Source organism: Streptomyces griseoaurantiacus, assembly GCF_036189845.1.
Classification (GTDB): Bacteria; Actinomycetota; Actinomycetes; order Streptomycetales; family Streptomycetaceae; genus Streptomyces; species Streptomyces griseoaurantiacus.
In genome coordinates this window covers 4,320,145-4,332,202 of the sequence record NZ_CP108326.1, presented here as the reverse complement: position 1 = coordinate 4,332,202, position 12,058 = coordinate 4,320,145, and the positions used below count along the sequence as shown (strand labels likewise).

Below are 12,058 nucleotides of genomic sequence, written 5' to 3'. Positions count from 1 at the left end.
GGCGATTACATGCACAACGACCACCCGCTAAACTGGCATGCACCACGGCAGAACGGAGAGTGCTCCGCGAATGGGACCGAAGACGACCAAGGTCTACGAAACGCTTTGCTCACGGCTTGCGTCAGGCGAGTACGCCCCCGGCGACAAATTTCCCTCAGAGCGTGTGCTGGTCGAAGAACTCGGCATTGGGCGGACGGCGCTGCGGCAAGTGCTGGCCCGTCTCGTTGCCGAGGGTGCGTTGGAGGTGCGGGGGCGCAGTTCGTACCGGGTGCCGGGTGCAGTGAGCGTCGGGCGGCCGGAGGGTGTGGAGCCGTGGCAGATCCACGGGGAGCGCGACCTCTACGACAACCGTTGGGTCAAGCTCCAGATGTGGGACGTGCAGCCGCCCGGCATGGAGCCATTCGAGCACCACGTCGTAAAGCTGCACCACGTCGCCGTGACCGCCGTTCTGGATGACCAAGACCGCGTGCTCATGATGTGGCGGTACCGCTTCGTCCCCCAGCGATTCGGTTGGGAGCTCCCGGGCGGCATCGTCGACGCCGGCGAGGAACCGGCGGAGACGGCGCTACGGGAAGTCGTGGAAGAGACGGGGTGGCGGCCGAAGTCCCTGGAACACGTCGTCACGTATCAGCCCATGGTGGGCATGGTCGACTCGCCTCACGACATCTTCGTAGGCCACGGGGCGGAGAAGGTGGGCGAGCCGACCGACCTCGAAGAAGCCGGCCACATCGAGTGGGTTCCCCTGGCAGACGTTCCGGGGCTCATGGCCCGCGGCGACCTCATGGGGTCCGGCACCCTCGTTGCCCTGCTGCACATCCTGGCCAACCGGCGCGCACAGGGAATCACAACCGCGCGCTGAGCATGTCGACGCGGCGGCGCTGCCGCACCGAACCGGTGCGGCTCGCCAACAGCCGCGCCTGCCGCAAGTGAGTGTGCGCGTCGTCGTACTCGGCTCGCGTCAGGTGCGCGTGCGCCAGGTCCGTGTGCAGACCGGCCCGGGCCCGCACGAAGGTGGGGTCCATCCGTTCCAGCGCCCCGTACAGGCTCGTGACCGCGTCGCCGTCGCCGAGCAGGGCGAGCACGTTGCCCTGCCACCGGGTCAGGTGGACGCCGTTCAGGAAGATGCTCAGCATGTCTGGGTCCCGGTCCTCCGGGCCCGGCGGGATCGTGGCCATGGCGGCATCGAGCGCACGCCGGCAGTCGTCCGGCAGGCCGGCGTACGCGCACATCTCCGCTTCCGCCGCGTACAGCCACGCCCGGAGCCGAGCGGAGCCGGACCGGTCGACGGTGCGCTGCGCGTCGCGGACCAGGTCGACTCCGAGCGCCGGCCGACCCGCCTCGCAGAGCACGTACGCCTGTTCCGCCATGGCGTGCGCGAGGTACATGGGCGCCTCAGCGTCGCGCGCCGCCCGCTTGGCGAGTTCGTAGTGCCGCCACGCCCTTTCGACCGCCCCGGAGTCGATTGCCTGCCACGCCGCGAGGGTCGACGCGCCCGCGAGGGCGAGTGCCACGGGCTGACGCGCGGCGGGCAGCACAGCGAAGTTGAGCGCGTCTTCCAGCGCGGCAAGGTGGCCTGTCATCTGGTCGACCAGGCCAGCCGCGCCCATCTGCCGATCCATGGTGCGCAGTAGCTCGGTCTGGTCGTTGAACGCCTTGACCATGGGCGCCCCGACACTGCCGGCCGCATCGATCCGGCTGAGCAGTTCGTCGTATCCGTCCGCCGACGGGACCACCGGCGCCGGGCCGCTGTCCCTCAGCTCCGCATCGGTGACCCCGAGCAGCTTCCGCAGGATGGCCGCATACCGGTCCGACAGGGTGCGCTTGCCGTTCTCCCACTCGGATACGTACACCCGCAAACTGGCGGTCGACGCGACGTCCGTGACGTTCTGCCGGGCGTACCGCTCAATCTCACGAACCAACCGTTCCTGAGACCAGCCGCGCGCCGTCCGCGCGCCTCGAAGTCCTGCGCTCACAGATCACCGTCCGACGGTGGGTGCCTTCACTGACCCTCTCAGCATGCCGCACATTGCCGCAGGTCAACAGGGGTTAACAGGACGAAAGTTAAGCCCTGTTGGCTACCGAGCGACCCCCTCCGAGAGGTCTTCTGGAGAGGCACCGCAGCAGGGTGAACGCCTCCCGATCCGGCGAACCACCTTGACTCTGGTGCGCACCAGATGCAATCTACTGGTGCGCGCCAGTTAACGGACTCGCGTCCGAGCCGTGGTGTACATCGACGGGCGCTGCGTTCGCGAACGCAGCGTCAAGGGGCCCGGGACAGAGCGGGCCGAGGGCGCCCCCGACCCTGGTCATTCGGGAGGGCTTAGACCGGAAGGTCACGTCTCCATACGCCTGTAACGGGAGCCCGTGTTCCCGAAGGAGACACCTGCACGACCACGACTTACCGCAGCGCATTCGAGCTGCGGCCGGTTGCCTCCGCTGCTCGTCTCGTACGAGCAGCGCTGAGGGGAGCCGGAACCGACTCCAACGGCGCGCGGCCCCGGGTGGCTAGACCCGGGGCCGCTGTTCGGGCCGTTCCTCGCTGGAAGGAACCACGACCCATGAACCACGTTGTCACACTTCAGGACGCCATTACGGCGTTCGCTGACTTCATCGAGCCGACCGCTGCCGAGCTGGACGCGGTCGAGCGGGAGATGCCCGTGATCCTGGCGGACGTCGACCTGTTGGACGCGCACATCGTCACCCTGGACCGCACCCCGACCGAGGTCGACGAGCGGCGTATCCGTCGGGCCCGGCGCAGGGCGCTGGCCGCGCGGGTCGCCCTGGTCAACCGCACGGCGGGAGCGAGCCTGCCCGGGGGTGCCGCGTGAAGGCGAAGACCGTTCTTCCGGCGGTCGCGATGACGGCCGTGTCGATGGTGCTCACCCTTGCGGTGGTCATGATGTGGCTGGGCACGGCGGTGCCGTGGCCGGTCGCCCTGGTCGTCGGATTGGGCATCGACGGCGGATGGCTGGCCACCCTCGCCTACGAACGCCGTCTGGCTGCGCAGGGCGACCACAACCGCGCCGTCACCGCCGTCGGCTGGTCCTTCGGCGTCCTCGCGGCCGGCGTCCTGGTCGCCCACGCGCTGACCGCCGACCACTCCCCGGGCGCGTGGCTGGCGGTGGCGTGGCTGCCGATCGCTGCCAAGGCCCTGTGGCTGGTCCACAGCCTGTGGGAGCGCACCGCGCTGACCCCGCTCGCCCTGGACGCGATCCGGGGCATTCAGCAGGAAGCGCGGGACGAGGCGGCCGTGGCACGTGCCCGGCTGCGGGCGGAAGCGGCCACGGAGGAGACCCGGCTGACGGCCGTGACGCAGGCCGGGGCCCGCGTCGCACGCGTCCAAGCACAGACCGCGCAGACGCTTGCGGGGGCGTGGTCGACGCTGGAGAGCGCCCGTAAGGGTGAGGAGACCGGACGGGCGCTGACCAGCGTGACGACCCCCGTCACACCCGGCGTCACGCCCCGGTGGGAACTGCCGGTGTGGGGGCCGAGCGAGCAGGTTCCGGCGCTGGAGTCGGCGGCGCCCGCGCTGTCGGATGACGAGCTGGACACCCTCGTTCACGACATCCGGCACAGCCAGACGCCGCCCCTGTCGTACCGGGAGATGGCCGCCCGCTTCCGCGCGGCCGGCCACTCCGCCTCCGAGGTCCGTCTCAGGGCGGCGTGGAAGCGCGTGGCCTGATGGCCACGCTGCCGGTCTTCCGGTGGCACCTGGCCCCGGACGGCTACGCCACCCGCCGCCAACTCCGTGCCCGAGGGTTGCGGCCCGGCGGCCAGGACGTGGCCGCGACCCTCGAACGCCCCCGCCGACGCCGGGCCCCGCTGGTCGCCCACCTCTACCGCGTCGACCTCGCGAAGCCGGTCCGTCCGATGACGCCGGCGAAGTGGGCGGCGCTCGCCGCCGCGAACGGCGCCCGCCGCTACTGCCCGCAGTGCCGCCGGGATGCGGGATACGTCATTCCGACCTCGCTCGGCACCTGCGTGCCGTGCGCCTACCCCCACCCCGACGATCCTTCGAGGAGTGCCTGACCATGCGTAATGCCGATATCCGTCGTCTGGACCGTGAGATTCAGGCGACGGCGAAGAAGCTGGAAGCGGTCCGCCGGGGCGAGTGGTGGCCGCTGAACGGAAGCGAGCGCCGGGCCATGGCCCGCGCCGTGGCGGGCGGCGCCTACAAGGTGGCGCGGGGTCGTAGCGCGGGGCGTGCCGAGCAGCGGATGGACGCCACCACCAGCAGTGCGGAGATGCGGCTGAACGCGGAGCTGACCGCGCTGCACGGCGAGCGTCAGCGCCTGCTTACGGAGGCCGCCCGCACCAAGGCGAAGAAGAAGTCTTCCGGCTGGTTCTGACCAGCCCGCATCAGCGTCGGGGTGGCCGCTCTTTCCACGGACCCGGCCACCCCGGCTCACTCCACCTCCCGCCCCCGCATGGGGGCAGTCAGGAGCAGTTCCAGCATGTCTGAGAACGTCGTTCACCTCCACAAGCCCACCGACCCCCTGACCCCCGACACCACCCCGACCGTGCTCACCGTCGTCCCCGACGCGCCTCCCGCCCCGCCGACGGGGCCGGTGCCGTTGTGGGTGCGTTCCGGGCGGGCGGTGAAGACCGTCGCCACCCATGAGACGACCCGGGCCACGGTGCGGGCGGCGGCGCGGCACAGTCTCTACACCCTCAACGGCGGCCGCATCGTGGCGAAGCGGACGTGGGACGGCCGTACCGGGGCCCGGTATGAGCGGATGATCCGGGCGGCGGAAGCCGCGGGGAACCTGGAAGCGGCCGAGGAGTGGGAGGAGCGGTTGCAGCGCTTCCGCGCCGCCCGCCACCACCGCCGCATGGACCTGCTCCACTCGCCCGTGGAAGCCGCCCGGGGCGTGGCCGTCGGCGCAGGGATGAGCGTCGGCGTCCTGGTCGCCCTCGGCGTCGCCATGGCGGTCAACACCGGCCGCCCGGGGAACGTCATCACCCCGCTCACGGCAACCATCGACTTCATCGCCCTGCTCATCCGCATCGTGCAAGTCGTCTGGGGCCCGGCGCTCACCCTCGGCCCGTTCCTCGCCCTGCTCGCCCTGTGGTCCGTGGGCCGCAAGCAACAAGCCGCACCCGCCTGGGCCCTGCCCGCCAACGTCCGGTCGGGCGAGGGCGAGCCCATCACCCCGTCCATCGTGGTCAAGGCCCTGCGCGACCTCGGAGTCCCGGCGCTGCGCAACGCCATCAAGGAGATGGGCGACGCCGGCGCCTCCATGCTCGGCCCCATCACGATCGCCGGATGCGGCGTGGAGGTCGACGTCACGTTGCCTTCCGGGGTGTCGACTGTGGAAGTGCAGCAGCGGCGGCGCAAGCTCGCGGAGAACCTGACCCGGCACGAACACGAAGTGTTCATCACGATCCCGCAGGCTGCGCGGACGGTGCGGCTGTGGATCGCCGACAGCGGGGCGCTGGATGAGCCGATCGGCCCGTCTCCGCTGGTCACGGACGAGACGATGACCGCCAACTACAAGACCGGCAAGGCGCCGTGGGGACAGGACCTGCGCGGGGACGCCGCCGCCCTGAGCGTCTACCAGCGGCACCTGCTCATCACAGGCCTGTCCAATCAGGGCAAGACCGCCGCGCTGCGGGCGCTCGCCCTGTGGCTCGCCCTTGACCGGTCGGTTGAGTTCTGGGTGGGCGACCTCAAGGGCGTGGGCGACTGGGCCATGTTCGACGCACTCGCCACCCGGCTGATCCAGGGCCCGACCGATGACCACGTCATCCAGGTCACCGAGATGGTCGAGGACGCCGTGGAGGAGATGAACCGCCGTATCCAGGCGCCGCCCGGCACGGTGTTCCCCGCGCTGATCGTTGTGGTGGACGAGGCGCAGGTGGCGTTCATGTGCCCGGCCAAGGACGAGGACAAGCGCCCCTTTGGCGGCTCCAAGGCCAACTCCCGGTACTTCATGGCGGCCCGGAAGATCCACAACCAGGGACGGGCGGTCAACGTGCTGCTGTGGCAGGGCACCCAGGACCCCACCGACCAGAACCTTCCCAAGCTGGTCCGCGAGGGCGCCCACACCCGCGCCTCCCTCGCGCTCGGCACCGAATCACAGGCGCGCATGGCGCTGGGAGACAAGGCCGTCGACGGTGGCGCCGCCCCCAACCTCCTGCGCCCCGGGCTGGACCGGGGAACCCTGGTCGTCGCCTCCGACGGCATCGAGATCCCCAAGGGCCAGTCATCCATCACGGTCCGCACGCACTACATCAGCACCGACGCCGCGAAGCAGATCGCCGCCCGCGCCCGGGCCCTTCGCGACGGCGTCACCACCCTGCACGCCATCGAGCGCGGTGAGGAGCGCGACCCGCTCGCCGACATCGCCGCCGTCATCGGGGATGCGCCCCGGGTGCGGACCAAGGACGTGCTTGCCCGGCTCGCCACACAGAACCGGGACGCCTACGGCGGCTGGTCGTTCATCGACCTCAAGCGTGTCCTCGACGACGCCGGCGCCGAGCCCTACAAGTCCGACGGCGTCATGGTCGTCTCCCGCGACCGCGTCGCCCGCGCCCTCGCCGGCCGCGACACCGACGGTTCCGCTTCCACCGACTGACGGCAGGGAGCGACCCCCGCGCGGGTCAGGGAGACAGGGAGAACTCCCTGAACCCCTCCCTGACCCGCCTCCCTCCCCCTGACCTGCACGAATGATCGTTCAGGGAGGCAGGGAGCCACGCAGGTCACACCCCCCCGAACACCCCACCACAGCACCCCCGCGAGGGGGTGCCTACGCCTCCCTGGCCGTAGGCCGGAAGGGATTCCGCATGTACCCCGAACACACCTCGCAGACCCCCGCACAGCGGGCCATACAGATCCACCAGCCCACCCCCTACCCGCCCACCGCCACCACCCCGGCGCCCCTCGTACCGGTGCAGCCGGACAGCGTCCCGGCGGTGGCGAGCATCGTCCTACCCGACGGCCGCATCGTCACCGGCTACGCCGTGGCCCCGGCACAGCCCGAACCGCTCACCGCCAAGCCGGTCGTCTCGCGGGCGGCGGTGAACGTCGCCCTCGGAGGCGTCGGATTCCTCGCGGTCTGCGGCGGACTACTCCTGCTCACCTCGTTCATCGCCGCACTCACCGCGTTCATCACCCAGCTCATCATCCTCGCCGCCGTGATCTTCGGCGGCTGGATCGCCGTGCAGGTGCTCGGTATCGGCGGCCACCGGGGCGGTACGACGGTGAACATCCGCAAGGCCGTGTTCAGGCGCAACCACTTCCACGGCTAGCTACGCCAAGGGCGGCCCCTCCCTCTCGCCAAAGAAGCGGGGCCGCCCTTGCCCAACCAACCACTACAGACCTGTTGGAGGTCCCCCAGCATGACGCAACCGACCCTCATCCGGCGAGTACCCGAAACGCTGCGGACCGCGCTGACCCTGGCCGCCACCGGGGTGCCTGTCCTGCCGCTGCGCGCGGGGAAGGTGCCGTTCGGCAACTGCCGTGTCTGCGCGGGCAACGCGTGCGGCGGCCGGCCGAACATGAAGACCCCTGGCCCGTGTGACTGCCCCGGTGTCTGCCACGCGTGGGCCGCTGCCACCACCGACCCGGCCGTCATCGACTCGCGCGAGTGGGCGGCGGCATGGCGGCGCGCGGTGTGCGTGGGCTACCACCCCGGCGGCGCCGGTCTGACCGTGGTCGACCTGGACGACGCGGCGGCCGTCGACTGGGCACGTACCGTCCTGCCCGCCACGCGGACGGTGGAGACGACGCGCGGTGAGCACTGGATCTACCGGGGCGTGATGACCTCCCGCAACGCCGTGCGCCCCGGTGTCGACATCAAGTCGACCATGTCCTACGCCCGCTACCTCGGCCCCGGCACCGGCCCCCTGACCGCCCTGCCGGACACCGTGCGCGCACTGGCCGCGAGGACGCCGGCACCCGCCCGCCCCGCCCCTGCAGATGCCGTGCCCGCGAGCGTCGGCGGGGACTGCCCGCACCGCACGCCCGCCTACCTCGAACGCGGCATCACCATGGCCGAGCAGCAGATCACCGAAGCGTCCAGCGCGGTCCACGCGACCGTCTACCGGACGTTCCTCGCGGTGCTGTCCCGGCACGGCCGGTGCGGCTGCCTCACCGACACCCACGTCAACCGGTTGTTCACCGCCGCGCAGGCCAAGGGCGAGAGGGCCCGGCACTGCGTCGACGCGTGGACCAACGCCCGCACCATGTTGGGACTGTGACCATGTCCGAGGACGACAAGACCCCGGCACGCGAGATCATCACCGAGTACGCGCAATCGCACTTCCGGTACTTCCGCACCGCCGACGGCACCGTCTACGCGCAGCGCAACGGCCACCCCGTGGCCCGCCCGATTCGCTCCCAGGGCACCACCGGCAGCCACCGGCAGGAACTCATGGTCGGGCTGTTCCGCGACGGCGTCGGCGTCTTCAACGGAACCGCCATGAAAGAGGCACTCGACCTGATCGAAGCCCTGGCGCTGACCGAGGACGTTCAGCCCGTGCACATCCGCGTGGCCCCCGGATTCGACGGCGCCACGTGGCTCGACCTCGGACGGGCCGATGGGCAGTCGGTGCGCATCCACCCCGCCGGGTGGGACATCCGCACCCCGGACCCGAAGGAAGTGTGCTGGCGCCGCACCCAGCTCACCGGGGAACTCCCGCTGCCCGTCAAGGACACGAACGGCAAAGGCATCGATCTTTTGATGCGGCTGTGCAACTTCGCCACCGCCGAAACCGAGTGCCTGGCCATCGCCTGGCTTGTCGGCTGTCTCGCCCCGTCGGTCCCGGTCCCGGCGCCGTTCCTCACGGGCCCGCAGGGGGCGGGGAAGTCGACGGGCGGGCGGATGCTCGTACGGATCATCGAGGGCATGACCGGCGACCTGCGCCGCGCCCCCAAGGACGAGGACAACCTCACCACAGCCGTGGCCGCCGGATGGGTCACCGCGCTCGACAACCTCTCCCACATGACCCCGGAACTCTCCGACGCCATGTGCCGCATCGTCACCGGCGCCGAGGACGTCAAGCGGGCGCTGTTCACCGACGGGGACGTCTTCCGCATCGCCTACCGCCGCCCCCTGCTCCTGACCGGAATCGACGTCGGCGTCATCCGCCCCGACCTCGCCGAACGACTCCTGCCCCTGCGGCTGGAGCGGCCCCGCGTGCGGCGCACAGAGGCGGAACTGTGGTCCGACTTCGCCGAGGCCCTGCCCATCATCCTCGGCTCACTCCTGGACCTCACCGTCCAAGTGCGGGCGGCTGAGGCGGACATCCCGACGGACCTACGGATGGCGGACTTCGCGCACCTGTGCGCGCAGCTCGACGCCGCCACCGGTCTGGGGGCGCTGGCCGCCTACCGGGCCAGCCTGGACGACCTCAACGACGACGTCATCGAGGGCGACCTGTTGGCACAGACCGTCCTCAAGCACGCGGCCGACGCCATCGAACCGGGCAGCGAGCAGCGGATGACATCTGCCGAATGGCTGCACGCCCTCACGGGCCTCTACAGCGGTGAGGAGTGCCGCCCCCTGCCCAAAGGGTGGCCGACCACGGGCAAGGTGCTCTCGGACCGCCTCAAGCGGCTGCAACCCACCCTCGCCGCACGGGGCGTCCTCATCGACTGGGGACGCACCAAAACATCCCGCTACATCGAGATCACCCGCCCCGCCGCCCCGGCGCCGTCGGAGCAGGAAGCGGCCTTCTGACCGCCCGGCACCCCCGGACCGCCGGGACAAGCAAGAGGAGCACCCGCCGGCGCGTGCTCCTCTTGCTGTTCGGCGGCACCGCCGCCCCGCAACAAACGCGCCGCGAAGCGGCCCCCTCTTAACGTTCCAAGCCGCGCACCACAACAGACACCACCCCCCTTCGTCCTAAGTAGGAAGAAGCTGCGTCACCAGCGTCACCCACACCCCGAAAACCGGCGATGACCTGCCGGAAGACGGGTGACGCAGACCCTCGAATCCTGCGTCACCCCGCGTCACCCGCGTCACCCGATGACGGACACCCGCGTCACCGATGACACACCCCCACCCCGCTGCGTCACCACAAAACCCCAGGTCAACGCAATGAATGACGCAGATGACGCGGGTGACGCAGAAATCCACACCTCGGACACACGCGGAAGCCCACGGCAGTCCGCCCCTCCCCGACGAACCCCGACAAGGAGTCCTTGCCTTGGCCACCCCCAAGATGCTCAAGCTCCCCGAAGTCCTCGAAGAGATCGAGATGAGCCGCGCCGCCTTCTACCGCATGCGCGCCCGTGGCCAGGCTCCCAAGCTCATCAAGTTGCCCAACGGGCACCTCCGTTGCCGCCGCAGCGACCTTGACGCGTGGTGGGAGCGCTGCGAGCAGGACGCCGCGTAGCTCGAAGAACAACCCAGAAACGACCCAAGGGGCCCGGCTCAAGCCGGGCCCCTTCCCACAGGAAGGCCCCAGATGGGGAAGACGTACGACGTTCGGATTTGGTCCGTTCGGCAGCGGAAGGACCGGGGGCAGAGCTCTGCCGAACTGCGCTGGAAGACGGGCGCCACCCCGCACTCGCAGACGTTCCGCACCAAGACGCTGGCCGACGGCCGCCGTGCCGAGTTGCTGCGGGCGGCGCACGCCGGCGAGCCGTTCGACGAGTCCACAGGATTGCCGCTCTCCGAGCTGCGGGAGCGCGACGACGTCAGTTGGTACCGCCACGCCCGCGAGTACATCGAGATGAAGTGGACGCACTCCCCCGGCTCCACTCGCCGGACGCTCGCCGAAGCGATGGCCACGGTCACGCCCGCTCTGGTCAAGGACACCAAGGGAATGGCCGACCCTCGGACGGTACGGACGGCGCTCTACAGCTGGGCATTCAATGTGAGCCGCCGCAACGAGGAACCGCCGGCCGAAGTGGCGAAGGTGCTCGACTGGTTCGAGCGGAAATCCCTGCCCACGTCGGCACTGGCCGACCGGATGAGGGTGCGCGCGGCTCTGGAAGCCCTGACCAGGAAGCTGGACGGCACGACCGCTTCCGCGTCGACTATTCGACGGAAGCGAGCCATCTTCCACAACGCGCTCGGGTTCGCCGTCGACGCCGGCCGCCTGGCCGACAACCCCCTGCCACGAGTGCAGTGGAAAGCTCCGGAGCAGGTGGCGGAAGAGTTGGACCCTGCCTCTGTGCCCGACCCCCGGCAGGCCCTCGCCCTGCTCGATGCCGTGCGGACGCAGAGCGCCCGGGGGCGCCGTCTCGTGGCGTTCTTCGGCTGCATGTACTACGCGGCGGCGCGACCGGCGGAAGTCATCGGGCTGCGCCTACAAGACTGCGACCTTCCCCGCCGTGGGTGGGGGACGCTCCGGCTCCGAGAGACCCGCCCACGGTCCGGATCGGCGTGGACGGACAGCGGCGAAGCGCACGATCGGCGCGGCCTCAAGCATCGGCCCCGAAAAGCGGTCCGCACCGTGCCGATCCCGCCGGATCTCGTGGCCCTGTTGCGCTGGCACGTCACGGCGTACGGCACGGCTCCCGACGGCCGGCTGTTCCGGACCGCGCGGGGTGGGCTCATCCAGGACACCGGATATGGCGAGGTGTGGGCAGAGGCCCGTGCTCGTGCGCTCACCCCTGCTCAGCGCTCGTCGCAGTTGGCCAAGCGTCCCTATGATCTCCGCCACGCCGCCGTGTCGACGTGGTTGAGTTCGGGCGTTGAGCCGCAGGTCGTTGCCGCACGCGCCGGGCACAGCGTGGCCGTGTTGTTCCGGGTCTACGCGAAGTGCTTGGACGGTGCCGCCGCCACGGCGAACGCGCGCATCGAGCAGGCGCTGAGGAACGGCGGCTAGGGGCCCGGAGGCTGCCCCACGTCTGCCCCACACGGGCTGGTCAGCACGCGAGTCAGGGTGAGACACACCGGGAAATACCGCCCAAAATGGCTACGCGCTCCCCCAGGAACGACGAAAGGGTCTGTGACCAGCATTGCTGCTGGTCACAGACCCTTTCGGTCGTGTGGCGGCGCCAGGATTCGAACCTGGGAAGGCGAAGCCGGCAGATTTACAGTCTGCTCCCTTTGGCCGCTCGGGCACACCGCCGGGGTGATCGCCGTGGAGGCCGCTCGTGCGG

General features: G+C 70.5%; 12 protein-coding genes and 1 tRNA gene. 11 read left to right on the top strand and 2 right to left on the bottom strand.

The window, feature by feature from the left end:
- Positions 1–70: 70 nt before the first annotated feature.
- Positions 71–859 carry an NUDIX domain-containing protein gene (locus OHB09_RS19310; protein ID WP_328922306.1) on the top strand — a complete coding sequence of 263 codons (789 nt, stop codon included), beginning with the start codon at positions 71–73 and terminating at the stop codon, positions 857–859.
- Here OHB09_RS19310 and OHB09_RS19305 read toward each other — a convergent pair.
- Complete coding sequence (locus OHB09_RS19305; RefSeq protein WP_328922305.1) at positions 843–1,850, bottom strand: XRE family transcriptional regulator; 1,008 nt, start codon at positions 1,848–1,850, stop codon at positions 843–845. The genes OHB09_RS19310 and OHB09_RS19305 overlap by 17 nt on opposite strands.
- A 708-nt stretch (positions 1,851–2,558) precedes the next feature.
- On the opposite strand from OHB09_RS19305, the gene OHB09_RS19300 reads away from it, so the two are divergent.
- The 10 genes from OHB09_RS19300 (at position 2,559) to OHB09_RS19255 (ending at position 11,781) form a co-directional block, all read left to right on the top strand.
- Positions 2,559–2,828 (top strand): DUF6284 family protein, encoded by a 270-nt coding sequence (locus OHB09_RS19300; RefSeq protein ID WP_328922304.1) that lies wholly within the window; start codon positions 2,559–2,561, stop codon positions 2,826–2,828.
- Positions 2,825–3,682, top strand: coding sequence for a protein spdB (locus OHB09_RS19295; RefSeq protein WP_328922303.1), 858 nt, complete (start codon positions 2,825–2,827; stop codon positions 3,680–3,682). Before OHB09_RS19300 ends, OHB09_RS19295 begins: the two co-directional genes overlap by 4 nt.
- On the top strand, positions 3,682–4,029 hold the full coding sequence (locus OHB09_RS19290; RefSeq protein WP_328922302.1) for an RRQRL motif-containing zinc-binding protein: 348 nt from the start codon (positions 3,682–3,684) through the stop codon (positions 4,027–4,029). Before OHB09_RS19295 ends, OHB09_RS19290 begins: the two co-directional genes overlap by 1 nt.
- A gap of 2 nt (positions 4,030–4,031) precedes the next feature.
- Positions 4,032–4,349: a hypothetical protein gene (locus OHB09_RS19285; RefSeq protein ID WP_328922301.1), complete on the top strand. Its 318-nt coding sequence runs from the start codon at positions 4,032–4,034 to the stop codon at positions 4,347–4,349.
- 105 nt (positions 4,350–4,454) lie between these two features.
- A complete protein-coding gene (locus tag OHB09_RS19280) occupies positions 4,455–6,578 on the top strand; it encodes an ATP-binding protein (protein WP_328922300.1) in 2,124 nt (707 codons plus the stop codon).
- Between the two features lie 208 nt (positions 6,579–6,786).
- The gene (locus OHB09_RS19275; protein WP_328922299.1) at positions 6,787–7,251 is read left to right on the top strand and encodes a hypothetical protein; all 465 of its coding nucleotides are present in this window, start codon (positions 6,787–6,789) and stop codon (positions 7,249–7,251) included.
- Positions 7,252–7,341: 90 nt separating this feature from the next.
- Complete coding sequence (locus OHB09_RS19270) at positions 7,342–8,202, top strand: bifunctional DNA primase/polymerase (protein ID WP_328922298.1); 861 nt, start codon at positions 7,342–7,344, stop codon at positions 8,200–8,202.
- Between the two features lie 2 nt (positions 8,203–8,204).
- Positions 8,205–9,683, top strand: coding sequence for an ATP-binding protein (locus tag OHB09_RS19265; protein ID WP_328923039.1), 1,479 nt, complete (start codon positions 8,205–8,207; stop codon positions 9,681–9,683).
- Positions 9,684–10,152: 469 nt separating this feature from the next.
- The gene (locus OHB09_RS19260) at positions 10,153–10,341 is read left to right on the top strand and encodes a helix-turn-helix transcriptional regulator (RefSeq protein WP_328922297.1); all 189 of its coding nucleotides are present in this window, start codon (positions 10,153–10,155) and stop codon (positions 10,339–10,341) included.
- A gap of 72 nt (positions 10,342–10,413) precedes the next feature.
- Entirely contained in the window at positions 10,414–11,781 is a 1,368-nt protein-coding gene (locus OHB09_RS19255) for a tyrosine-type recombinase/integrase (RefSeq protein ID WP_328922296.1), read from the top strand.
- A gap of 164 nt (positions 11,782–11,945) precedes the next feature.
- Here the strand turns inward: OHB09_RS19255 and OHB09_RS19250 are convergent.
- Positions 11,946–12,027: transfer RNA gene (locus OHB09_RS19250), tRNA-Tyr, on the bottom strand.
- Positions 12,028–12,058 lie beyond the last annotated feature (31 nt).